20 protein-coding genes and 1 riboswitch are annotated in these 24,461 nt (G+C 65.3%); of the genes, 10 read left to right on the forward strand and 10 right to left on the reverse strand.

Annotated elements, in window-relative coordinates; all coding sequences use genetic code 11:
• Positions 1 to 56: 56 nt before the first annotated feature.
• From QX071_RS22835 to QX071_RS22860, 6 genes are all read left to right on the forward strand, one after another.
• The gene (locus QX071_RS22835; protein WP_315704921.1) at positions 57 to 1,010 is read left to right on the forward strand and encodes a ribose-phosphate pyrophosphokinase; all 954 of its coding nucleotides are present in this window, start codon (positions 57 to 59) and stop codon (positions 1,008 to 1,010) included.
• A gap of 1,249 nt (positions 1,011 to 2,259) precedes the next feature.
• Positions 2,260 to 3,492 carry a benzoate/H(+) symporter BenE family transporter gene (locus tag QX071_RS22840; RefSeq protein WP_315704922.1) on the forward strand — a complete coding sequence of 411 codons (1,233 nt, stop codon included), beginning with the start codon at positions 2,260 to 2,262 and terminating at the stop codon, positions 3,490 to 3,492.
• A gap of 142 nt (positions 3,493 to 3,634) precedes the next feature.
• The gene (locus tag QX071_RS22845) at positions 3,635 to 4,954 is read left to right on the forward strand and encodes a sugar ABC transporter substrate-binding protein (protein WP_315704923.1); all 1,320 of its coding nucleotides are present in this window, start codon (positions 3,635 to 3,637) and stop codon (positions 4,952 to 4,954) included.
• Complete coding sequence (locus QX071_RS22850; protein ID WP_315704924.1) at positions 4,951 to 5,889, forward strand: sugar ABC transporter permease; 939 nt, start codon at positions 4,951 to 4,953, stop codon at positions 5,887 to 5,889. Before QX071_RS22845 ends, QX071_RS22850 begins: the two co-directional genes overlap by 4 nt.
• Entirely contained in the window at positions 5,886 to 6,710 is an 825-nt protein-coding gene (locus QX071_RS22855) for a carbohydrate ABC transporter permease (protein WP_315704925.1), read from the forward strand. Before QX071_RS22850 ends, QX071_RS22855 begins: the two co-directional genes overlap by 4 nt.
• Positions 6,711 to 6,990: 280 nt before the next feature.
• Positions 6,991 to 8,085 carry an HWE histidine kinase domain-containing protein gene (locus tag QX071_RS22860; RefSeq protein ID WP_315704926.1) on the forward strand — a complete coding sequence of 365 codons (1,095 nt, stop codon included), beginning with the start codon at positions 6,991 to 6,993 and terminating at the stop codon, positions 8,083 to 8,085.
• Between the two features lie 113 nt (positions 8,086 to 8,198).
• Here QX071_RS22860 and QX071_RS22865 read toward each other — a convergent pair whose 3' ends face one another.
• Positions 8,199 to 9,542: an MFS transporter gene (locus QX071_RS22865; protein WP_315704927.1), complete on the reverse strand. Its 1,344-nt coding sequence runs from the start codon at positions 9,540 to 9,542 to the stop codon at positions 8,199 to 8,201.
• 146 nt (positions 9,543 to 9,688) lie between these two features.
• Between QX071_RS22865 and QX071_RS22870 the strand changes: the two genes are divergently transcribed.
• Entirely contained in the window at positions 9,689 to 10,474 is a 786-nt protein-coding gene (locus QX071_RS22870) for an IclR family transcriptional regulator (protein ID WP_315704928.1), read from the forward strand.
• Positions 10,475 to 10,568: 94 nt separating this feature from the next.
• The gene (locus tag QX071_RS22875; RefSeq protein WP_315704929.1) at positions 10,569 to 12,170 is read left to right on the forward strand and encodes an FAD-dependent monooxygenase; all 1,602 of its coding nucleotides are present in this window, start codon (positions 10,569 to 10,571) and stop codon (positions 12,168 to 12,170) included.
• A 54-nt stretch (positions 12,171 to 12,224) separates the two neighbouring features.
• On the opposite strand, the gene QX071_RS22880 is transcribed toward QX071_RS22875, so the two are convergent.
• The 8 genes from QX071_RS22880 to QX071_RS22915 all read right to left on the reverse strand — a co-directional run bounded on the left by QX071_RS22880 (position 12,225) and on the right by QX071_RS22915 (position 21,629).
• The gene (locus tag QX071_RS22880) at positions 12,225 to 13,061 is read right to left on the reverse strand and encodes an XdhC family protein (protein ID WP_315704930.1); all 837 of its coding nucleotides are present in this window, start codon (positions 13,059 to 13,061) and stop codon (positions 12,225 to 12,227) included.
• Between the two features lie 214 nt (positions 13,062 to 13,275).
• On the reverse strand, positions 13,276 to 14,484 hold the full coding sequence (locus QX071_RS22885; RefSeq protein WP_315704931.1) for a VWA domain-containing protein: 1,209 nt from the start codon (positions 14,482 to 14,484) through the stop codon (positions 13,276 to 13,278).
• Positions 14,481 to 15,350: a MoxR family ATPase gene (locus tag QX071_RS22890; protein ID WP_315704932.1), complete on the reverse strand. Its 870-nt coding sequence runs from the start codon at positions 15,348 to 15,350 to the stop codon at positions 14,481 to 14,483. Before QX071_RS22890 ends, QX071_RS22885 begins: the two co-directional genes overlap by 4 nt.
• A 104-nt stretch (positions 15,351 to 15,454) precedes the next feature.
• The gene (locus QX071_RS22895; protein ID WP_315704933.1) at positions 15,455 to 17,875 is read right to left on the reverse strand and encodes an aerobic carbon-monoxide dehydrogenase large subunit; all 2,421 of its coding nucleotides are present in this window, start codon (positions 17,873 to 17,875) and stop codon (positions 15,455 to 15,457) included.
• Entirely contained in the window at positions 17,872 to 18,372 is a 501-nt protein-coding gene (locus QX071_RS22900; protein WP_315704934.1) for a (2Fe-2S)-binding protein, read from the reverse strand. The genes QX071_RS22895 and QX071_RS22900 overlap by 4 nt, the downstream gene beginning before the upstream one ends.
• Positions 18,373 to 18,590: 218 nt before the next feature.
• Positions 18,591 to 19,454 carry a xanthine dehydrogenase family protein subunit M gene (locus QX071_RS22905; protein ID WP_315704935.1) on the reverse strand — a complete coding sequence of 288 codons (864 nt, stop codon included), beginning with the start codon at positions 19,452 to 19,454 and terminating at the stop codon, positions 18,591 to 18,593.
• 219 nt (positions 19,455 to 19,673) lie between these two features.
• Positions 19,674 to 20,897, reverse strand: coding sequence for an MHYT domain-containing protein (locus tag QX071_RS22910; RefSeq protein WP_315704936.1), 1,224 nt, complete (start codon positions 20,895 to 20,897; stop codon positions 19,674 to 19,676).
• Positions 20,898 to 21,035: 138 nt separating this feature from the next.
• Positions 21,036 to 21,629, reverse strand: a complete 594-nt coding sequence (locus tag QX071_RS22915) for a 6,7-dimethyl-8-ribityllumazine synthase (protein ID WP_315704937.1) — start codon at positions 21,627 to 21,629, stop codon at positions 21,036 to 21,038.
• Positions 21,630 to 21,704: 75 nt separating this feature from the next.
• Positions 21,705 to 21,867: riboswitch (FMN riboswitch) on the reverse strand.
• A gap of 404 nt (positions 21,868 to 22,271) precedes the next feature.
• On the opposite strand from QX071_RS22915, the gene QX071_RS22920 reads away from it, so the two are divergent.
• Positions 22,272 to 22,772: a YbjN domain-containing protein gene (locus QX071_RS22920; protein ID WP_315704938.1), complete on the forward strand. Its 501-nt coding sequence runs from the start codon at positions 22,272 to 22,274 to the stop codon at positions 22,770 to 22,772.
• 176 nt (positions 22,773 to 22,948) lie between these two features.
• Positions 22,949 to 23,776: a pyrroline-5-carboxylate reductase gene (proC, locus tag QX071_RS22925; protein ID WP_315704939.1), complete on the forward strand. Its 828-nt coding sequence runs from the start codon at positions 22,949 to 22,951 to the stop codon at positions 23,774 to 23,776.
• Positions 23,777 to 23,920: 144 nt separating this feature from the next.
• Here proC and QX071_RS22930 read toward each other — a convergent pair whose 3' ends face one another.
• Entirely contained in the window at positions 23,921 to 24,316 is a 396-nt protein-coding gene (locus tag QX071_RS22930) for a thioesterase family protein (RefSeq protein WP_315704940.1), read from the reverse strand.
• Positions 24,317 to 24,461: the final 145 nt, after the last annotated feature.

The raw sequence follows: 24,461 nt of genomic DNA on the forward strand, positions 1-24,461 counted from the left end.
ACGGGTAGCCCGATATGCTGAATATTGTCTCCAGCAAAACGCGAGGAGAAATCTCGATGTCGGCCAAGAACGGCTCCATCAAACTGGTCGCCGGCAATTCCAATCCAGCATTGGCGAGCGCAATCGCGGCCGAACTCGACTTGCCGCTCACAAAGGCTGTGGTCCGGCGCTTCGCCGACATGGAGATCTTCGTCGAGATCCAGGAAAACGTCCGCGGTTCCGACGTCTTCATCCTGCAGTCGACGTCCTATCCGGCGAACGATCATCTGATGGAACTCCTGATCATCACCGACGCGCTGCGCCGTGCCTCGGCGCGCCGCATTACCGCGGTGGTGCCCTATTTCGGCTATGCGCGGCAGGATCGTAAATCCAGTTCGCGCACGCCGATCTCAGCCAAACTCGTCGCCAATTTGATTACGCATGCCGGTGCCGACCGCGTCATGACGCTCGACCTGCATGCCCTCCAGATCCAGGGCTTCTTCGACATTCCGGCTGACAATCTCTATGCCTCGCCGGTGATGGTGCGCGACATCAAGGAGCGCTTCGATCTCGCCAAGGTGATGGTGGTGTCGCCCGACGTCGGCGGCGTGGTGCGCGCGCGCGGCCTTGCCAAGCGCATCAACACCCCGCTTGCAATCATCGACAAGCGGCGCGAGCGCGCGGGCGAGTCCGAGGTCATGAACGTGATCGGCGACGTCGCCGGCTTCACCTGCATCCTGGTCGACGACATCGTGGATTCCGGCGGTACCCTGGTGAACGCGGCTGACGCGTTGCTCGCCAACGGCGCCAAGGAGGTCTACGCCTATATCACCCATGGCGTGCTCTCGGGCGGCGCGGTCAGCCGCATCACCTCGTCGCGGCTGAAGGAGCTCGTCATCACCGACTCCATCATGCCGACCGAAGCGGTCCGCAATGCACCGAACATCCGCGCCCTGCCGATCGCGCCGCTGATTGCCGAAGCCATCGGCCGCACCGCGGCGGAAGAGTCGGTCTCGAGCCTGTTCGACTGACGCTGTTTTCCTAACAGGGTCACGCGTCCTCCTCGGACCATTCTCCTCGCGCGCAAGCCTCTCGATTTGGCCGCCCCTCCCCTGGAGGGTGAGGGTCGCCTCACGAGGAGCGCAGCGAAACGTAAGGCAGGGTGGGGTGATGTCTCCACGTCCAGCCCGACAACCACGATCAGCATTTCAGACGAACTTCCACGATCTCGCGGCGCGTTTCGCGTCCGAGCTTTGCTCACAGCGTCACCCTCATAAGGTGGAGGGTGCAGGGAAGGCCGGGCGCTGGCCGCGCCCGTGGCCCGCCTGCGGCAAAAAAATGCAGGCGGCAGGTACCACAGGTCTGGCCGAAAACACCCGGCCTTCCCTGCGCGATGGTTTTGACGGCTGCTTCGCGTTCTCCCCGGTGCGCCGGGCTTGTTGGCCACCGTTGCCTGCGCGACGCGCGAGCGTCGTCGCAAACGTGACACCAGCATCGGGGTGCCAGGACCGCGCGACTTGACCGTGCGTGCCGGGTTGTTCGTCGGCGCAAATGACTCACGCTGCAACCCGAACCCGCCCACCGCATCCCGCTGCCGACGTCCGTGACGACCGCGATACGTCCCCTTCCGACGCAACGGAACGGTCGCGACCATAATGCTGATTTGCCGAAATCGCCAAGCGATTTCTTTCTTCCAGAAGGGCTGGACAGGATTTCGCGAAGCGACCTGATTTGCCCGCCGGGCAGAGATCGTCTGCTAAGTTCGACCGTGTCGCGCGAGAGCCTCTTCACGCAGGCATGCACCAACGAAGGCGCGGAGACGTATCCTCATAAACCAACTCATGGGGTTCGAACCCATGGCGACGCGCCATCCGTCCGCTCGGCTTTGCACCCTGCAGGCAGGTCCGAAATGTCATGCAAACTCGGATCGAACTGGAGCAACCCGCCGACATGAACAAAATGACCGTCTGCAGCGCAGTAATGATCATTCTCGCCGCACATGAATTTCCAGCCGTCGGATTCATGCAAAGCATATCGAATACGACCCTCGCGACGAAACACGTGGCCGCAGCAAATGACGCCAAGCCGCGGATTGGAAAAACCCGAGGACATCTTCATCGGTTCGCAGTGAAGCTCACTCTTGCTCCCCGTCACTCCTCGAAATGACGATCGCCAAGCGCGGGCGTCTGCACCGCGCCTTGCACACCCACTTAGGTTGGTTCACAACATCCCACGATCTGCCCCGGACAACAATAAGAACACCGCGAGAGCCCTGCCCTCATGTTCAGCGCTATCGAACGCCCCGCGGGACCACTGCCCGGCCTCGGCCGGATCGCCGATGATTTCGGCCCGCTCTACGCCTCGCATGGCTTCATCGGCTGGTTGTTCGCCATCACCGGGCCGGTCGCCATCATCCTGTCCGTCGGCGCCAATGGCGGTCTGTCGCAAGCGGAGATCGCATCCTGGATCTTCGGCGTGTTCTTCATCAACGGGCTGATCACCCTTGTCCTGTCGTGGCTGCATCGGGAGCCGCTGGTGCTGTTCTGGACCATTCCCGGCACGGTGCTGGTCGGTCAGTCGCTGACGCATCTCACCTTCCCGCAGGTCGTGGGCGCATTCTACGGAACCGCGCTGTTGATGCTGGTCCTGGGGCTGACCGGCTGGGTCAAGCGCGCGATGCAGCTGGTGCCGATGCCGATCGTGATGGGCATGGTCGCCGGCGTGTTCCTGCGCTTCGGCCTCGATCTCGTCCGTGCCGTCTTCACTGATGTCGCCATCGCCGGCCCGATGATCGTGGTCTGGCTCGTCCTGAGCGCGCTGCCCGCGCTCGGCCGCCGCTGCCCGCCGATCATCGGCGCGCTCGTCGTCGGCACGCTGGCCGCCCTGCTGCTCGGGACATACGATCACGGCGCAGCGCTGCGGATCGAGCTGATCACGCCGGTGATCCAGGTACCGTCCTGGTCACTTGCCGCCATGATCGAGCTGATCGTGCCGCTCGCGGTCACCGTGCTCGTGGTGCAGAACGGCCAGGGCTTTGCGGTGTTGACGGCCGCGGGTCACACGCCACCGGTCAATCTCGTCACCGTCGCCTGCGGCCTCGGCTCGGCGCTCGCTGCCGTGGTCGGAGGTGTCTCCACCTGCCTGACTGGGCCGACCAATGCGATCGTCGTCTCTGGCGGCGAGCGCAAGCGTCACTACACAGCGGCGATGTTCGTCGGCCTGCTCGCACTCGGCTTCGGCCTGCTGGCGCCGACCTTCACCCGCCTGCTGCTGATCGCGCCGAAATCCCTGGTCACCGCGCTCGCGGGGCTCGCCATGCTGCGCGTGCTGCAGACGGCGTTCGTGACCGCGTTCAAGGCCCGCTTCTCGCTGGGTGCGCTGATCGCCTTCCTGGTCACGGTCGCGGACGTGCCGCTGCTGAATATTGGTGCCGCATTCTGGGGTCTCGTCGCCGGGTTCGCGCTCTCGTGGTTGCTGGAACGGGCCGACTTCGCGGCTGAATCGCAGAGCTGAGCCATCCGTTTTCCTCACGGCCGGCTTCGCCGCATCACGCTCAACCGTTGCATCCCCAAACTCGCAGGCAAGGCGCAGTTGCAGCGCCGCTGGATCGCGCTACACTTCCCAGCCAAACAAGAAACATCCTGGGGAGGACACCATGACAGCGATCACGCGCCGCAACATGCTTGCGGGCACGGCAACGGCGGGCGCATTGGCGCTGACCGGCCGGTCGGCCTGGGCCGAGCCGCAGTGGAAGAAATACGCCGGCACCCGACTCGAGGCGATGCTGATCAAGGGGCCGCGTGGCGACAATGTGCAGAAGTACCTCAAGGAATTCACCGCACTGACCGGCATCGAGGTCGAGTCCGAGCAGATTCCCGAGCAGCAGCAGCGCCAGAAGGTCGTCATCGAGCTCTCCTCCGGCAAGCCGAGCTTCGACGTCGTTCACTTGAGCTATCACGTGCAGAAGCGGCAGTTCGAGAAGGCCGGATGGCTGGCCGACATCACCGACTACATGAAGGACCCGAACCTCACCGCGCCGGATCTCGTCGAGAGCGATTTCTCAACAGCTGGATTGGCTTACGCCAAGAACGACAAGGGGCGGATGCTGTCGCTGCCGTGGTCGGTCGACTACTTCATCCTCTACTACAACAAGGAGCTGTTCGCGAAGAAGGGCGTCGCGGTGCCGAAGACACTCGACGAGATGGCCGAGACTGCCGAGAAGCTGACGGATGCCAAGAACGGCACCTTCGGCTTCGTCGGCCGCGGCCTTCGCAACGCCAACATGACCTTGTGGACGAATTTCTATCTCAACTATGGCGGCGAATTCCTCGACGACAAAGGCAACATCCTGAGCGACGGGCCGGAAGCCGTTGCAGCAACCAAGCTCTATCAGAGGCTGCTCACGACGAGCGCACCGCCTGGCGTCGCCGGCTTCAACTGGATGGAGTCGATGGCCTCCTTCACGCAAGGCCGCTCTGCGATGTGGATCGACGGCGTCGGCTGGGCGCCGCCGCTGGAAGACCCGAACGCCTCGCGCGTGGTCGGCAAGGTCGGCTACACCGTGGTGCCGGCAGGACCGAAGGGACAGTACTCCGCCACCTATGGCGATGGCATCGGCATCGCGGCAGCCAGCAAGAACAAGGAGGCGGCCTATCTGCTCTGCCAATGGATCGTCTCCAAGACGCAAGGCGCGCGGCTGCTGCAGGCTGGCGGCGGCGTGCCGTTCCGCAACTCCATCCTGAACGATGCCGAGGTGCAGAACGGCGTGAAGCTGCCGAAGGAATGGCTGCAGTCGGTGATCGACTCCGCCAAGATCTCGAAGCTCGGCCTGCCCGTCGTGATCCCGGTCGCCGAATATCGCGACATCGTCGGAGCCGCATTGACCGCAACCCTCTCCGGCGCCGATCCTGCGAGCGAATTGAAGAAGGCGCATGAGCAGTATCGCCCGATCCTGGAGCGCAGCGAGAAGGCGTGAGCACGGTCCTTGAACAGGCCTCCGGCATAGCAGAGCACGTCACCGTGCCGGAGCAGCAGTGGCGGCCGCCGTCCTATTGGCCGTTCGTGCTCCCGGCGCTCGTCGTCGTGCTGTCGGTGATCATCTTCCCCTGGCTGTTCACGATCTGGATGAGCTTCCAGGAATGGAAGGTCGGCTCGCCGACAATCTTCGTCGGCGCCGCCAATTACCTGCGGCTGCCGGCCGACCCGCGCTTCGTCGAGGCGGTCGGGCACACGCTGTCCTACACCGCGCTTTCGGTGTTGCTGCCGCTCGTCTTCGGCACCTTCGCGGCCGTGGTTTTCCACGCCAGGTTTCCGGGCCGGGGGCTGTTGCGGGCGCTGTTCATCATGCCGATGATGGCGACGCCGGTCGCGATCGCGCTGGTCTGGACCATGATGTTCCACCCCCAGCTCGGCGTGCTGAACTACCTGCTGTCGCTGGTCGGCCTGCCGCCGCAGCTTTGGGTGTTTCACCCGGCCACCGTGATCCCCTCGCTGGTGCTGGTGGAGACCTGGCAATGGACTCCGCTGGTGATGCTGATCGTGCTCGGCGGCATCGCCTCGCTGCCGACCGAGCCTTACGAAAGCGCGCAGATCGACGGCGCCAGCCCGTGGCAGATGTTCCGCTACATCACCCTGCCCCTGATCATGCCGTTCCTGTTCATCGCCGCGATGATCCGCTGCATCGACGCGGTGAAGAGCTTCGACATCATCTTCGCGATCACCCAAGGCGGCCCCGGCACCGCCTCGGAGACCATCAACCTCTATCTCTACAATGTCGCCTTCGCCTATTACGATCTCGGCTATGCCTCCGCCATCGCGGTCGTCTTCTTCGCGCTGATCGTCGCATTGACCGCGCTGCTCCTGCTGCTTCGGCGACGCGCGCAGTGGAACGCGCTCGGGAGTGAGGCATGAACGGGCGCGCGATCCTCGCTCGGATCGGATTGGCGCTGGCGGTCTTCGTGATCGTCTCGCCCGCGATCCTGTTCTTCCTCTGGATGCTGTCGCTGTCGGTGAAGTTCGAGATCGACAACGCGGCCTATCCGCCGGTCTTCATCCCTGAGCGGTTCGCCTGGAGCAACTATGCCGACGTGCTCGCCTCCAACCGCTTCCTGACCTATTTCGAGAACAGCGTGCTGGTCACCGGCGGCGCCACCTTGCTGGCGATGCTGGTCGGCGTGCCCGCGGGCTACGGCATCGCGCGGATGGCGGCGCACAAGTCCGCCATCGTGATCCTGATCGCACGCATCACGCCCGGCCTGTCCTACCTGATCCCGCTGTTTCTCCTGTTCCAATGGCTCGGCCTGCTCGGCACGCTGGTGCCGCAGATCATCATCCATCTCGTGGTCACCGTCCCGATCGTGATCTGGATCATGATCGGCTATTTCGAAACCACGCCGATCGAGCTGGAAGAGGCGGCAAGGATCGACGGCGCCACGCGGTGGCAGGTATTCCGTCATGTAGCGCTCCCGGTCGCCAAGCCCGGCTTGGCGGTCGCCTTCATCCTGTCCGTGATCTTCTCCTGGAACAACTTCGTGTTCGGCATCGTGCTGGCGGGGCGCGAGACGCGCACCTTGCCGGTCGCGGTCTACAACATGATCTCGTTCGACCAATTGAGCTGGGGCCCGCTCGCCGCCGCCGCGCTGATCGTGACCGCGCCCGTGCTGCTGCTCACCGTGTTCGCGCAGCGACAGATCGTGGCGGGGCTCACGGCGGGTGCCGTCAAGGGTGGCTGAGAACCACGTATACAGCATGCCAGCGTGAGCGCGCGAAAGAAGGTCGGAGCTGCCTTGGTCAGGCCATACTCTGCCTTTTGGTTGTTCCTCATGGAATCGAGTTTCGGCCCGCGCGCCTGACGTGCGGACACTCGCCTCGAAGGTTTCATCCTGTTTCCGTGCCGGCTTCGTTCGAGCCGAAGTAAACCGCGCCGCACGACCGTCCAATGCCGGATGGGGTATCCGGCTCGGTCCTCGTGCGGCATGTCCGCATCGGCTCAACCGCCCGACGAAGTCCAGCATGCCCCCCGATCGTGACTCTCCCGCGCCGGACCGACTGACCAGCCTGTCGCAGACGGACCTGCTCGACACTCCGCCCGAGCCGGGCTTCGATCGTGTCACGCGCCTCGCGACGCGGCTCTTGCAGGCGCCGGCCGCGATCATCGCGCTCGTCGATCGCGACAGGCAATTCTTCAAGAGCTCGATCGGCCTGTGCGAGCCGTGGAATTCGTTGCGGGAGACGCCACTGAATCACTCCTTCTGCCAGCACGTCGTGAGCACAGCAGCGCCGCTGGTCGTCACCGATGCGGGCCAGCATCCTCTGGTGAAGAACCATCTTGCCGTGCCTGTCCCCGGGGTGATCGCCTATCTGGGTGTTCCCTTGAAGCTGTCGGGAGGCGAGGTGATCGGCGCGCTCTACGTCATCGACCACGTCCCGCGTGCCTGGAGCGAGGATGACATCGCCCAGCTCACCGAACTCAGCGAGATCGTGATGGACGAGATCGCGTTGCGCGCCGAGAATGCGCGACGACGGACCGTCGAGCAACACCATCGCCTGCTGGTCCACGAGCTCAACCACCGCGTCAAGAACACGCTGGCCCTGGTCGACAGCATCATCGCTCTCAGCGTCCGCGCCGACGCGACGTTCGTGAATTTCGGCGAGGCGCTGCGCGGCCGCATCGCGGCGCTGACGCGCAGCCACGCGCTGGCGCTCGATCGCGGCCGTGAGGCGATCACGCTCGACGAGCTTGTGGAGGCCGAGCTGGCGCCGCTGCAATGCGAGCGCATCGCGGTCGACGGCCCTTTGGTGCAGCTTGCTCCGGGTATTGCGCTTTATCTCTCGATGGGACTGCATGAGCTCGTCACCAACGCGGTGAAGTATGGCGCACTCTCCAACGATGCCGGCGGCGTGACGCTGGGCTGGAGGCTCGACGGCGGCCGCCTCGAGCTGTCGTGGCAAGAGAGCGGCGGACCTCAGGTCACGCAGCCGGCCCGCAACGGTTTCGGCTCGCTGCTGTTCGAGCGCATTCTCGGCCCCGCGCTCGGCGGGGCGGTCACGCGCGACTTCGCCGCCGACGGGCTGAAGGTGAGGTTCGACCTGCCGCTCACGAGCTGACAGGCGAAACGGCCGCAACACCGTGCCGCCTGTCAGCGCAATACGAGCCAATGCCGAGGCGCCTTCGCCGCTCATCCATTCAGCATCGACGACGTCAACTGCGCTGTCTGCGCTCACCCTTCGCCAGGCAGCGTGGCACGCATCAGCGCGAATGCCGCCACGGCTGCGATCAGCGCCGGGATCGCCGCCGCCGTGAACAACATGTCGACGCCGACCTTGGCGGCCAGCATCGCGCCGCCGACCAGCGGTCCGACGATCGAGCCGATGCGGCCGATGCCGAGCGCCCAGCCCATGCCGGTGGAGCGGATCGCGGTCGGATAATAGGTCGCCGTCAGCGCGTTGGCGGCGATCTGACCACCGACGATGCAGAAGCCGGCGGCGAAGATCGCGACCGTGACGAAGCCGGTCGAATGGCTGGTGAAGCCGATCGCCGCGACCGCTAGCGCCGCACAGAAATAGACGATCGCCAGCGCCTGGAAGGAAAAGCGGTCGATGACGCGGCCGAGCGTGAAGGTGCCAACCACGCCGCCGACCTGCAGCATGGCGCCGATCACCGCAGCAACTGAGACCGAGGTGCCGAGATCGTTGAGCACGGTCGGCAGCCAGTTCGACAACAGATAGAGATCGAGCAGGCTCATGAAGAAGACGACCCAGAGCAGCAGCGTCACCCGGCCGCGATGCTCAGCGAACAGATGCGCGAGCGGCAGACCCGGCAGTTTCGGCTCGCGCACGACGAAGTGGGCGTCGGGTGCGACCTCGACCGTCGGCGCGACCCGCCGCAACAGCGCAGCGACCTCGCGGTCGCGCCCGCCGACCAGCGTGAGATAGCGGATCGATTCCGGCAGCACGACGCCGAGGATCGGCGCCAACGCCAGCGGCACCAGCCCGCCGACCAGGAAGACCGAACGCCAGCCGAAGGCGGGAATCAGCGCGGCTGCGAGCAGGCCGCCGAGCGCAGCGCCGATCGAGAAGCCTGCGAACATCGTCATCACCATGGTGGCGCGGCGCCGGTGCGGGCTGAGCTCGGAGGTCAGCGCCACCGCGTTCGGCATCGCGCCGCCAAGGCCAAGCCCGGTGAGAAAACGAAACGCGATCAGCCAGGTCGCATCCTGCGCCAGCATCGTCAGCAAGGTGCCGACACCGAATGCGGCGGTGCTCAGCACGATGATCCGCTTGCGCCCGATCCGGTCGGCGATCGTACCGAACAGCATGGCCCCGATCATGAGGCCGAACAGGCCGGCGCTGAACACCGGCCCGAGCGCGCCGCGCGTCAGCTTCCATTCCTGCGCCAGAGCCGGCGCGACGTAGCCAATGGCCTGGGTGTCGAACCCATCGACGAACAGGACCGCCGCACAAATCAGGAGCACGCGGATCTGGAAGGGAGCGACCGGCAAACGGTCGATGGTCTCCGGCACGTCGATAACAGCTGCCGCCCTCGCCCTAACGTCGAGATCCATCCGCGTCGTCCTTCCCCGTGGCCTGCCGGCCTGTTATCGATTTTTGTCTCAAATCTCTTATTATGAGATTTTATTCAACACAAGCCGTCAGCCGCGAGCATTTTCGCGAACCCGCAAATCCGGGTATCAGGACGGCGGCGTGAGACATGGTGAGGCAGGCGTTGAAGAAGACCAACAGTCAGGATCGAGTGCTGGCGCTGCTCGACCTCTTCAGTGAGAGCCGCCCGCTCTGGACGCCCGAGGAGTTGATGCGCGAGCTCGGCTACACCAGGCCGACGCTCTATCGCTATCTGAAGAGCCTGAAGGACATCGGGCTTTTGATGTCGACACGGGGAGGCCGCCTGACGCTCGGTCCGCGCGTTGTCGAAATGGATTACCTGAGCCGCCGCGCCGACCCTCTGGTCGCAGCGGCCACGCCGCATCTGGCGCGCCTCACCACTGCCCATCCCTGCACCGCGCTGGTCGTGCGCTGGTATGGCGACAAAATGCTGTGCGTCGCCTCACAGTCCTCCGCCCCCAATCCCATCAGCAGCTATCCGCGCGGACGGCCGATGCCGATGGGACGCGGCGCGATCGCCCGCTCGATCATGGCGTTCCTGCCGAAGCCGCAACTGATGGCGTTGATCGGCCGCTATGCGGACGATCTCCGCCAGGTCGGCGTCGGCAGGACGCCGGATGACATCCTGGCCGCGCTCAAGCGCATCCGGCGCGCCGGCGTCGCGGTGGCATTCGGCGAAGTGACGCCTGGCGCAGTCGGTGTCGCCGCACCGATCCTCGATGCCGGTTATCCGGTGGCCAGCCTCTGCGTCACCATCGGCGGACAACAGGCGAATGGCGAGCTGATCGACCGGATCAGCACGGAGGTGTGCGAGGCGGCTCGGCTGATCGGGACAGAAGCCTTCGACGAATCCATTCAAAATCTCAATATATGAGATTCTTATTGACGCATCGGGCGACAGACGGCATGTGAAGCACCGGAGCGCCCGGCAGACCGGAATGACCGCGGCGCGCGAAGAGAGGAGACGCATGCGGATGATGGCGCACCCAAAAACGCCTGTCGTGATCGTCGGCGGCGGCCCGGTGGGCATCGGGCTCGCGATCGATCTTGGCCTGCGCGGCATCAAGTCGGTCGTCGTCGAGCGCTACACCGAGCCGCAGCAGATCCCGAAGGGCCAGAACCTGACCCAGCGCACCATGGAGCATTTCCATGTCTGGGGTGCGGAAGATGCGCTGCGCGCCGCGCGCACCATCCCGCGCGAGTACGGCATCGGCGGGCTCACCGCCTATGGTTCGCTGCTCAGCGGCTACAACTATGACTGGCTGCAGCGCGAGCTGGTACGGCCGTTCTACTTCACCGACAACGAACGGCTGCCGCAATACGCCACCGAAGCCGTGCTGCGCCTGCGCGCGGCGGAGATCGAGGCGATCGAGCTGCTCTATGGCTGGACCTGCACCGCCGTCCACCAGAACGCTGACGATGCCGAGGTCGAGATTGCCGATCGCGACGGCGGCAAGCGGATCCTGCACGCAGATTACGTGGTCGGCTGCGACGGCAGCCGCTCGCTGGTGCGCGAGCAGGCCGGCATCACCCAGACGAAATCCGACCACGATCGGCTGATGGTGCTGCTGGTGTTCCGCTCCAACGGCCTGCACGAACTGCTGGCGCGCTACCCCGGCAAGTCATTCTACAACGTGCTGCATCCGGCGCTTGACGGCTACTGGAAGTTCTTCGGCCGCGTCGATCTCGGCTCGACCTGGTTCTTCCATGCGCCGGTGCCGGCCGACACGACACGCGACAATTTCGACTTCAAGCGCTTCCTGCACGAGGCCGCGGGCGCCGAGTTCGATGTCACGCTCGAGCATGTCGGCTTCTGGGATCTGCGCTTCGCGATCGCCGACAGCTATCGCGCGGGGCGCATCTTCATCGCCGGCGACGCCGCCCACAGCCATCCCCCCTATGGCGGCTATGGCGTCAACAGCGGGCTCGAGGATGCCGTCAACCTGTCCTGGAAGCTGGCCGCCCGGCTGCAGGGCTGGGCAGAGGCCGGCCTGCTCGACAGCTACAGCGCCGAGCGGCAGCCGGTGTTCGCTTCCACCGCACGCGACTTCATCGAAAAATCGATCCTCACCGACCGCGACTTCCTCCGCAGCCACGATCCGGCCCGCGACCGCGCCGATTTCGAGACGGCCTGGCGCGAGCGGCAGTCCGGCGCGCGCGCCGAGGTGAACGCGTTCGAGCCGAACTACGAGGGCTCGCCGATCGTGTGGGGAGCGCCGGGCGCCGTGAGTAGCGCGATCGGCAACCATGCTTATGCCGCTCGTGCCGGCCATCACCTGACGCCGCAGAAGCTGTCATCGGGCAGGAACGTGTTCGAGGAGCTGGGCCAAGGCTTCACGCTGATCGCACTCGGCGCCGGCGACGCGGCCTCCCACTTCGCGAAGGCGGCCGCGGACCTGCGCGTGCCGCTGAAGGTCATCAACGACACCGCAACAAATGGCCGCGAGCGATATGAGGCCCGCCTGATCCTGGTGCGGCCCGATCAGTTCGTGGCCTGGGCCGGCGACGATGTGTCCAGCGAAGAGCCAAGGCGCCTGCTGCAGCGCGCGATCGGCGGAAAGATGATGTAAGCTGCGCGAAGACCGCGCGACATCGCCCTGCCGCGAAGCGCATGGTGGCTCTTTCTAACCGGTCGGGGAGGCATGAGCGCTGCGCTGCCCCCGCCTCCGCTCGATCGTCATCTCCGCCAGGATCGACATCGCGATCTCCTCCGGCGTGATGGCGCCGAGATCGAGCCCGGCGGGCGCCTTGACGCGGTCGAGATCAGCAGGATTTGCGCCCTCGGCGATCAGCTTGGTGCGCAAGACGGCCATCTTGCGGCGGCTGCCGACGAAGGCGTGATAAGTCGCATCGGTGGCGATGGCCGCCCGCAGCGCCGCCTCGTCGCCCTTCCCTTGCGTCGAGACGACGACGAAGCGCTTGGCATCGCCGAGCCGATCGAGCGCAAAGCCGTCGATCACCATATCGGCTTCCGGCGCGGTGACGAGGTCGGATGCGGGCGCGGCCAGCGTGACGTGATAGCCGAGCGGCTTGGCTTGCGCCGCCAACGACAGCGCCACCGGGCTGGCGCCGAAGATCACCAGCGAGGGATGCGGCAACACCGGCTCGACGAAGATGTCCATCGTGCCCCGGCTCGGGCACATGTTGCTGGCGAACTTCACGCCCTGGCGCGTCTCGCCAGCCTTGACGCCGAGCTCGACCAGGAGGTTTTCCGGCTGCACCGAGACCATGCGCGGGATGCCGTCGGCCAGCGCCTCGCGCGCAGCCTTCAGCACCGCGCCGCGTGCGCAGCCGCCGCCGATCCACCCCGCCACGATGGTGCCGTCGGGACGGATGATCGCCTTCGCCCCTGCCTTCGCCGCCGTCACCGACACCGTGCGCACGACGGTGGCGAGCACGAAGCTTTCCTCCGACGCCTTCAGCTGCGCGGCGAGATCGAGCACTTCGGGGATGGCGGTCATTGGCGCCTGCTCCGCAGGGCGTTCGAGGCATACTGTCGAGGCATCAGAAATGCGTTCCCTCCCCCCTTGTGGGGGAGGGTTAGGGAGGGGGGTAAGCCACGGGCGATCTGCCTGGAGGCCCCCCTCCCCAGCCCTCCCCCACAAGGGGGGAGGGAGCATACTGCCTTCGGGCTACCAGTTCGGCTCAGTCTCGCTTCAACCCGGCTCACCATCATCACAACCTCGCCAGATATGGCTCCAGCGACGCGAGCGACGCGAGCGTGTGCGCCGGCGCATAGAGATCGACATGAGGCAGAGCGGCCTGGATGCCCTTCGCTTCCGGAGCGTAGCCCTGCCAGCCCGCCATCGGATTGAGCCAGACGATACGGCGGCAGCGGCGCGCCAGCTGCGCCATTTCCCGTCCGAGCAGAGCAGCATCGCCGGTCTCATAGCCGTCGGACACGATCATCACGCAGCTGCGCGAATGGATCACGCGCGCCGCGTGCCAGCGGTTGAAGGTCTGGAGGCTCTCGCCGATCCTGGTGCCGCCACCCGCCCCCTGCGCCATCATCGAGAGACGATCGAGCGCGCGCGCCGCATCCTTCTCCTTCATCGCATCTGAGACGTGGACCAGCCGCGTGTGGAACAGGAACGCCTCGGCCTCGCGAAATTCGTCGAGCACGCCATGGATGAAGCGCAGGAACACCGCCGTGTACATGCTCATCGAGCCGGAGGCGTCAAGCAGCACGACGAGCCGCAGCGGCTTGTGCTTGCGGCGGCGATGCACGAGCGTGATCGGCACGCCGCCATGACTGATATTGCGATGGATGGTGCGGCGCAGATCGAGCCGCTGGCCCTTCTTCGTCAGCTGATCACGGCGGGTCAGCCGCGTGCGCATGGCCTTCGCGAGCCGCGCGGCCGCCTCGTGCGCCCGCGCCATCTGATCCGGATCGGACAGCTTGCGGAAATCGACCTCGGCAAGATTGTCGACGCGCGAGGCGCCCTCGCTGCGCCCTTCACCACCTGCCTCCTGCGGCGCGTCGTCCGACGACGGCACCTGATCGGTCGCCGATTGCGGTGTGCCGCGCCTGTCATCTGCATCCAGCAAGCTCTTCAGGGATGGGCTGTTCGCCGCCTTCGACGATCCGGATATCAACGAGCGCGACCGCACGCGCATGTTCAGCCAGAATGCATCGAACAGGCCGTCGAACCGGTCCCATTCGCTCTTGCGCGCCGAGAGCAGGTGTTTCAGGGCCGAACGAAGCAAGCCCGGCTTCTGCGCGTAACCGGACGTCAAGACGGTCGCGGCATCCCGGCCTTCGGCGAGGCCCACGGCAAAGCCGTTGTCGCGCAGGGTCTTCAAGAACGCCGAAAGACGGATCGCGATCAGCCGCGTGGCCGCGCTCATGTCGTCGGCATCTGGCGTGGGACCGCAGCAGCTCATGCGACCTTCCCCAGTAGGCGCGCCGAGACCTCACGCGTGATCCGGGCGCGATCTTCATGGGTCTTGAGCAGGCACATCAGCGTCTCCTGCACGATCTCGGGCTGGTCCTTGAGATCATGCACGTCGAGACCGACCAGCGCGGCCGCCCAGTCGAGCGTCTCGGCGACGCCCGGCACCTTGCGCAGCTCTTCCTTTCGGATCGATTCCACCATGCGCGCGATCTGCAGCGACAGCTGCGCCGATGCGCCGTCGATCCGCGCCAGGATAATACGGGCCTCGCGATCGACGTCGGGATAATCGACATAATGGTAGAGGCAGCGCCGGCGCAACGCATCGGAGAGCTCACGGGTGCCGTTCGAGGTCAGCACCACGTGCGGGATCGACGTCGCCTTGATGGTGCCGAGCTCAGGGATCGAGACCTGGAAGTCGGAGAGCAGCTCCAGCAGGAACGCCTCGAACTCGTCGTCGGCGCGGTCGATCTCGTCGATCAAAAGCACCGGCGGCGTGGCGCGCCGGATCGCGGCAAGCAGCGGCCGTTCCAGCAGATATTTTTCCGAGAAGATCTGGTCCTCGATCTCGTCGGCATGGCCGCGATGCGCCTCGATCGCAAGCAGCTGGCGCTGGTAGTTCCACTCGTACAGCGCCTGGGACTGGTCGAGCCCTTCGTAGCATTGCAGTCGGATCAGCTCGGTCGCGCGCACGCAGGCCAATGCCTTGGCCACTTCCGTCTTGCCGACGCCCGCCTCACCCTCGAGCAGCAGCGGCCGCTTGAGCATCTGCATCAGCGCGATTGCGGTCGCAAGCTCACCATCGGCGATGTAGCCGCAGGCGGCGAGGGATCTGGCGATGTCGTCGCGGGTTTTCATTTCTTATGCTTCCTCGTCATTGCGAGGAGCGAAGCGACGAAGCAATCCAGAATCTTTTTGTAGCTCTGGATTGCTTCGCTTCGCTCGCAATGACGCCGGTGTAACTATCCCACCACGCCCAGCTTCTTCGCCGCCTTCCAGTTGCGCCAGAAATCGTGCGGCATCTGGATATGCGTCGACCCTAAGAACGAGAAGGCATCGTTGACCGCATTGGAGAACGCCGGCACGCCGCCGACATTCGGGCTTTCGCCGACCCCCTTGGCGCCGATCGGGTGATGCGGCGACGGCGTGACCGTGAAGTCGGTTTCCCAATGCGGGGTTTCCACCGCGGTCGGCATGAAGAAGTCCATGAACGAGCCGGTGACGACATTGCCGCCCTCGTCGTAGCGGATCTCCTGGCCCATCGCGATCGCGAAAGCTTCGGTGAGGCCCCCATGCACCTGCCCTTCGATGATCATCGGATTGATGCGGGTGCCGCAATCGTCCAGCGCATAGAAGCGTCTGATCTTGTAGACGCCGGTGTCGACGTCGATATCCATCACACAGAGATAGGCGCCGAAAGGATAGGTCATGTTGGGCGGATCATAATACGAGACAGCCTCCAGTCCGGGCTCCATGCCCGGCGGCACGGAATTATACGCCGCCCAGCAGATGTCCTTCATCGACATCACCTTCTCCGGCAGTCCCTTGACGCGGAAGCCGTCGATGTCCCATTCGAGATCGTCCTCGTGAACCTCGAGCTTGTAGGCCGCGATCATCTGCGCCTTCGCCTTGATCTTGCGCGCGGCCATCGCGATCGCAGCACCGGCGACCGGCGTCGAGCGCGAACCGTAAGTGCCGAGGCCGTAAGGCGCGGTATCGGTGTTGCCCTCCTCGACCATGATGTTGTCGGCGGGAATGCCGATTTCGGTGGCGATGATCTGCGCCCAGGTGGTCTCGTGGCCCTGGCCCTGGCTCTTGGTGCCCATCCGTGCGATCCCCGCACCGGTTGGATGCAGGCGGATCTCGCAGGAATCGAACATCGCGATGCCCAGGATGTCGCAGTTCTTCGATGGGCCGGCGCCGACGATCTCGGTGAAGAAGGAGATGCCGAGCCCCATGATCTCGCGGGTCTCGCCGCGCTTGAAGGCAGCGCGCTTCTCAGCCTGCTCCTTGCGGAGGCCGGCGTAATCCACACTCTCCATCATCTTGCGCATGGCGGTGTGGTAGTCGCCGGAATCGTACTCCCAGCCCAGCGCCGAATGATACGGAAATTGCTCCGGCTTGACGAAGTTCTTCAGGCGCAATTCGGCCGGATCCATGCCGAGCTTCTGCGCCAGGATATCCATCGCGCGCTCGATGCAATAGGCAGCCTCCGTGACGCGGAACGAGCAACGGTAGGCCACGCCGCCCGGCGCCTTGTTGGTATAGACGCCGTCGACCGCAAGATGCGCGACCGGGAAGTCATACGATCCCGTCACGATGTTGAAGAAGCCGGCCGGCCATTTCGACGGATCGGCGCAGGCGTCGAAGCCGCCGTGATCGGCAAGCACGTGAACACGCAGGCCGGTGACCCTGCCCTCCTTCGTCGCGGCGATTTCGGCCGTCATGTGATAGTCGCGTGCGAACGCGGTCGCGGTCAGGTTTTCGATGCGGTCCTCGACCCATTTCACCGGCTTGCCGGTGACGATCGAGGCCACCGCCGCGCAGATATAGCCCGGATAGGCGCCGACCTTGTTGCCGAAGCCGCCGCCGATGTCGGGCGCGATCACGTGGATCTTCTGCTCCGGCAGCTTGGCGATCAGCGACACCACCGTGCGGATGACATGCGGCGCCTGGAAGGTGCCCCAGATCGTCAGTTCGCCCTTGATCTTGTCGAACGAGCAGACGCACTGGCAGGTCTCCAGCGGCGACGGATGGGTGCGGTGATAGGAGATCATCTCCTTGATCGTGACCTCGGCCTTGTTGAAGGCTGCGTCCGTCAGCTCCTTGTCGCCGACGCTCCATTCGAAGATGTGGTTGTGATGCTTGCGCGGGCCGTGGGCGCCGGACGTCTTGCCGGCGAGATCCTCGCGCAGCACCGGCGCGTCGGGGTCCATCGCCTTGAACGGATCGATCAGCACCGGCAGCGGCTCGTATTCCACCACGACCTTGCAGACCCCATCGTCCGCCGCATAGCGGTCGGTCGCGACGACGAAGGCAACCTCCTGGTTCTGGAACAGCACCTTGCCGTCGGCGAGCACCATCTGCACGTCGCCAGCCAAGGTCGGCATCCAGGCGAGATTGACCGTCTTGAGCGTCTCGGCGGTGATGACCGCGAGCACGCCGGGCACCTTCAGCGCCTCCTCGGTGTCGATCGACTTCACCCGCGCATGCGCATGCGGGGAGCGGACGAAGTCGCCGTGCAGCATGCCCGGCAGCTTGACGTCGTCGACATAGTTGCCCTTGCCTTGCGTGAAGCGGATGTCCTCGACGCGCTTGCGCTTGCAGCCCATGCCTTCGAGCGCCGCTTCGCGTTGTTCCCGCGTGGGAGTCATGTCGTTCATTCGGCGGCCTCCTTGAATTCCACGCCATTGATCTTGGCGGCGGCGTATTGAATCGCCCTGACGATGTTCTGGTAACCGGTGCAGCGGCAGATGTTGCCGGAGATGCCGGCGCGGATTTCCTCTTCGGTGGGCGACGGATTTTCCTGCAGAAGCCGGTGGGCGCGCACGATCATGCCGGGCGTGCAGAAGCCGCATTGCAGGCCGTGCATCATGCGAAAGCCTTCCTGCAGTGGCGACAATGTCCCGTCGGCATTCGCCATGCCTTCGATCGTGGTGATCTCGGTCCCCTGCGCCTGGACCGCGAACATCGTGCAGCTCTTCACGCTCATGCCGTCGATGTCGACGGTGCAGGCGCCGCAATGGGTGGTTTCGCAACCAATATGCGTGCCGGTCAGCAGCGCCTGCTCGCGCAGGAAATGCACCAGCAGCGTGCGCGGCTCGACGAGGCCTTCGACCTCGCTGCCGTTCACTGTCATCGTGACGTGGGTTTTGGGCATTGGTTCGCTTCCTCAAGAAATTGTGGATCGGTCTCACTGAGGCCACGGCATCGGTTTGCTCCCCCCACGCCGCAATCGCGAAGCGATTGTCGGCAGCGGGGAGGGGTTGGGGGTCCACGGCGACAGAGCCGCTTGGGGCTCCCCCCACCCCGCCCCTTCCCCGCAAGAGGGAGGGAGACGACCGCGCTCGCGGCGGCTTCACTCCGAAAAGCAGATCGTCACTTCGCGCGTTGCGCTGCCCGCTGCAGCGCGCGGATCACCATGATGCCGCCGACATGTTTGCGGTATTCGACTGGGCCGCGCGCATCGGCCGCCGGCGCCATGATGGCGCGCGCCGCGTCGGCCGCCGCATTCAACGCGGCCGGATCGAGCGCCGTGCCGATCACTGCGTTGGCGGCATCGGTCGCGAGCAGCGGCGTCTCGTGCAGATTGGTCAGGCCAATCGCGCAGGCTGCGACTTTGCCGTTTGCCATTGTCAGCACCACGGCGGCGGCGGCGGTCGCGTAATCGCCCACTTTCCGTTTCAGCTTCTCATAGGCATAGCCATGGCCGGCCGGCGGAAGAGGAACGGAGATTTCCGTCAACAGCTCGCCGGGCTCGAGCGAAGTGAAATAGGCGCCCTGATAGAACTCGGTGGCGGCGATCTCGCGTGCCCCGCCGGGCCCTTCGAGCCTGTAGCTTGCGCCCAGCGCCATCATCAGGGCCGGCATGTCATTGCCGGGATCGCCATTGGCGACATTGCCGCCCAGCGTGCCGCGATAACGCACCTGGGGATCTGCGATCAGGGCGGCGGCCTCCTGCAGGATCGGCAAGTTCGCACGGATCTCGTCGGACGTGAGCAGGTCGTGTTGCGTCGTCATCGCGCCGATGCGGATGCGATTGCCGTCGCGGCGGATGAATTTCAATTCGGACAGGCCATGCAGATCGATCAGGTGCGCCGGCGTGGCGAGCCTGAGCTTCATCATCGGGACGAGACTATGGCCGCCGGCGAGCGGCCGGGCTTCGTCGCCCAGACATGCGAGCAGCTTGACCGCATCGGCCACGCTCTCGGGCCGGTGATAGCTGAACGGACCAGGAATCATCCGCTGTCCTCCCTGTTCTGATTTTTCGCCGCGTCTCTTGCCGCAATCGCGAAGTTGCAGCCGCGAAGAGAAGTTGCAGCCGCGAAGAGAAGAGGCGCGTCGTGTTGGGAGAAGGCTTGTCCGAGAATGAGCCGGGCGCAACGCGCCCGGCACGAATGCGGCTCAATTCACACGAATTGCGGGCCGCAGCGCACGAACTGCGTCAGCGCGTGCGACCTATCATGCCTGCCGCCGCACGAGCCCGAGGCGCGATTTGACCTCGGCGATCTTGGCGCGGCTGACGGGGACGCGATGCGGCGCGGGTCCGTCGAGTTCGATGATGGCGCCGTCGCCGTCCTTGCCCACGAAGCAGACATGCGAGATCGCGACGATGTGACTGCGGTGCACACGAACGAACAGGCTGGGATCGAGTTGCGCTTCGGCCTCCGAGATCGACCATGGGCACATGCGCTCGCGCATGCCGTCGTGCACCCTCGTATAATGAGCATCGGCACGGACACTGCGGACCTCGGCGGCGTCGATGAAATGGGTGCCGTTGGCACCCTCGATCGGAAGCCGGGACGCCGCAACGCGCGGCGGCTGGCCGAGGCCGCCCAGCGGCGCCGCCGGCATCATGCGCGCACTGGTCGGAAGGATCGGCTCGGCTTCTTCGGGCGGGGCCGAAGCCAACTCCTCTGCCCTCGCGGGCGCCAGATGGTCCGGCTGGAACGCCGCGGCTTCGACCTGCCGCCGCGCGTCCGGCACCAGGGAGAGCAGAAACCCGGCCGCGATGACGAAGCACAGCACCGACACCACGATCGACAGCACCTGCTGCGACGCAGCGAGGCCCGCGACACCATGGTGATGAACGTCCGCCGTGAGCGGCACGAAATGCATGCCGAGCATCGCGGTATAGTGCATGCCGGAGACGGCGATGCCGAAGGCGATCGCGCTTGCCGCGAGCCGCAGGCCGTCCTGCCGCGCCAGAAAGATCCGCAAGCCGCCATAGGCAGCGAGCATCGCGATCGCGACCGACAGGAGCACCATCGGCGGATCATGCGTGATGGCGAAGTTTCCCGACAGGCCGTGGATGCCGACATAATGCATGCTGGCGATGCCGGTGCCGAGCAGCACGGCGGAAGGAATGATCCGCTCCGGTCCCCGCTCGCCGATGCTGACGAAGAAGAGCGAGATGCCGACGACCAGCGCGCAGATCAGGAACGAGGTGACGGTCGGCAGCATGAGGTAGGTGGCATCAGCCGGGAGCGGTGCGGCCATGACGCCGACGAAATGCATGGTCCAGATGCCAACGGCGAGAAAGGCCGCGGCGCCGGACAGCAGCACGCGGCGGTTCACGCCCGCGGCCTCGCGGATGCGCGCGGTCAGGCTGAAGCCGGTGTAGCCGCCCAGAATCGCGATTGCCACCGACAGCGCGACCAGAAAGGGATCGTGTCCGTCGAACATGATGCTTGCCGACCCGTCGCCACGGGCCGACGTCCTCCCACCGCCGATGTTATAGAGGTGGCGAGCACGATGGCAAACAATGCGTGGATAGCCGACGCGGACGGGCCTGATCACAGATCACACCCGTCCGCGATTGCGTTACACGATCCCCGCCGCGACCTGGCTGCGCAGCCGCTCCAAACTCAGCAGCGTGTTGGCGCAGGCTTCGGCGACTTCCACGCCCTTGACCGCAAAATGCTTGCGGAAGAACTCGAAATGCGCCTGCGTCTCGTGGAATTGCTGCGGCGTCAGCACCGCCGAAAACACCGGCACTTCCGTTCGCAACTGCACATCCATCAGCGCCTTGATCACGGTATCGGCGACGAATTCGTGGCGGTAGATGCCGCCATCGACGACCAGCCCGGCCGCAACGATCGCGGTGTAGCGGCGCGTCTTGGCCAGCAGCTGCGCATGCAGCGGGATCTCGAAGGAGCCCGGCACCTCGAAGATGTCGACGCGCTCGCGTGCGATATGCCGCGCCTCGATCTCGTCGAGAAAGGCGATGCGGCATTCGGCGACGACGTCGCGGTGCCAAGCCGACTGCACGAAGGCGACGCGCTGCGGCTTGGCAAACCGCGGATGCGAGGGCGTAGGCGGCGCCTCGTCAGGCGGGCTTGGCTCCACCGGCACGGCGGCCTGCGGAGAGGCTTCGGTTTCGATATCAGCTTGGGGGTCTTGCAACATCTGATTCATGGTTGTCCTCGTTTGAGACCAGAATCAGGGCATACGGAACGACGACGCCCCCACGCGCATGCGCGGGGTGCCGGGACCCGTTCTCTTTCATCCGGACTGTGACCGTCGGCTTCGGAGTCGCACCGAATCTGCTGACCCCTGCCCGATCGCGAGAACGGACAGGGCGCTCGCGGGCTTGGACGCTTCCAGGAAGGCCCTTACCGCCGGTGGGGAATTCCACCCCGCCCTGAGAACATGGACCGCCCGGCTGGACGGCCCGCTCGAACTATGCCGGGCGGCGAGCAGCCCGACAAGTTCCCTGACCGGCAAAATTCGACCACCGGCCATGCAGTCCCGGCTCGGCCTCCGCCGAATCCCGAATGCCAGAATCAAGTCGCTGAGGCCGAGCGCGCCCCCCGAATCCGATTCCGTTTTGTTCACGGCCATGAAGTCCACCGCTTGATGAGCTGTGGACGAAATAGGGTTTGGCTGTGGACGGATTCAGCGTGCAGTTGCGCGGATTCAGCAAATCACATCAGTTTGTTCGCGCAACGCCCGGGGTTCCTCCGGGACTGCAAGCCGGTTGCGACTGCGCCTCCAACGGCGCGGGCCGGGTCGCCGCGTGAGTACCACCCAGATCAAGAAGACAGAGGTCGAGACGGCATGTCCCTGCTCGAAGGCATCATCGATTCCGGAAACGATCCGCTGACCGTGGTCGAGACCATCGCCGCGGATAACAACTGGGCGTTCGAACGCTCCGGCATCGATGAAGTAACCATCGCCTCCAGGGGGCAGTGGACGGACTATCAGATCTCGTTCACCTGGATGGCCGAGATCGAGGCGCTGCATCTCGCTTGCGCCTTCGACATGAAGATTCCGGAAAACCGGCGCGCGGAAGTGCAGCGGCTGATCGGTGCGATCAACGAGCAGCTCTGGCTTGGCCATTTCGATATCTGGACCCACACCGGCATGGTGATGCACCGCCAGGCGCTGGTGCTGCCCGGCGGCATCACCGCTTCGGAACAGCAATGCGCCAGCATGCTCGAGGGCGCGATCCATGCCTGCGAGCGCTATTACCCGGCGTTCCAATTCGTGGTCTGGGCGGGCAAGTCGACGCAGGAAGCCATGGCTGCGGCGCTGTTCGACACCGAGGGCGAGGCGTAAGGCAAACAACGGCGGATCGCTGCCGCCTCAAATTCGGTGTCGTCCCGGCGCACGTCGGGACCCATAACGCGTGACCTCTCCGTTCAGGCAAGCTGCTTGTCGCTCTGCCATCGCTCCACTAAAACCGCGGTGGGTTATGGATCCCGGCTCAAGGCCGGGACGACAGCTTTTGTGCGGTGACAACAGTGAACAACAATAAGCTCCAAAACATCACCGGCACCATCGCACTCGCCGGGGCCGGCAAGATGGGCGGCGCGATGCTGACCGGCTGGCTTTCGCAAGGCCTCGATCCGTCGCGCGTGGTGGTGATCGATCCGATGCCGTCAGCCGAGATCGGCGCGCTCGCGGCCAGGGGCGTGCGGCTCAATCCGGCTGAAGCGCCGGAGGCGGAGACGCTGGTGATCGCGGTGAAGCCGCAGATGTTCCGCGAGGCCGGCCCGACGCTGAAACGTTGCGTGGGCGCGTCGACGCTGGTGGTCTCGATCATGGCCGGCACCACCATCGCCGCGCTCCAGGAGGTCGTGGGCGGCGCCGTGGTCCGGGCGATGCCGAACACGCCGGCCGCAATCGGTCGCGGCATCACGGTCGCGGTGCCGGCCCCCGACGTCAGCACCGCACAGCGCGCCATCGCCGACGCCTTGCTGCGCGCCACCGGCGCGGTCGAATGGGTCGATGACGAAGCCCTGATGGACGCTGTGACGGCCGTATCGGGCTCGGGACCGGCCTACGTCTTCCTGCTCGCCGAGGAGCTCGCGCGGGCCGGTGTCGCGGCTGGCCTGCCGGAAGCGCTGGCAACGAAACTCGCGCGCGACACGGTGTCGGGCGCGGGCGAATTGCTGCATCGCTCGGAGCTGTCAGCGGCGACCTTGCGCCAGAACGTGACCTCGCCCGGCGGCACCACGGCCGCGGCGCTGGCGGTGCTGATGGGCGCGGACGGATTTGGCCCGCTGCTGACGCGCGCGGTGGCCGCCGCCGCGGCGCGGTCCAAGGAATTGGCGAAGTAGGAGTTTCCGTCGTTGCGAGCCGCCCGGTCCGCGCGAAGCGCGACCGGATGACGAGCTCCGCGAAGCAATCCAGGCATGAGGCGCGGACAGAGCCTGGATTGCTTCGGCGCTTACGCGCCTCGAATGACGGCTTCGTCGTAGCCGCTACGGCACACCAAACCGCTTCTTGAACTGCGCGACATTGACGAGCCCGCGGCCGTGCCGGCCCTCGCCGATCTTGAGATCGCCGTGGAATGCGGCGACCGCAAACCGGATCACGCGCCGCTCGACCTCGATCACTTCGGCCGTGGTGCGGATGGTGGCACCGACCGGCGCGGCCGCCAGATGCTTGATGTCGACCTCGGTGCCGACCGTGACCCAGCCCTCCGGCAGGCTGGCCTTGATCGCGTCACCCGAGGTCATCTCCATTTCCAGGATCATCATCGGCGTCGCATAAACCATGGGCATGTGCGGCACAAAATGCCCGACCGTGCGCTCCGGCGGCACGATCAGGATGCGCTCGGCGCTCAGGCCGACTTTGATGATGTCGCGTGCGTCCATGTCGGGCCCCAGCTTTCGTCATTCCGGGCGCTCGCCAATAGCGAGCGAACCCGGAATCCAGAGATGATAGCTCGAGATTCCTGTATCTGACCGGGTGTCACTGTCATAGTGGCGGCGGGTAGAGACAGCTCGTTGGATTCCCGGT

It is taken from the genome of Bradyrhizobium sp. SZCCHNS1022, from assembly GCF_032484835.1.
GTDB lineage: Bacteria > Pseudomonadota > Alphaproteobacteria > Rhizobiales > Xanthobacteraceae > Bradyrhizobium.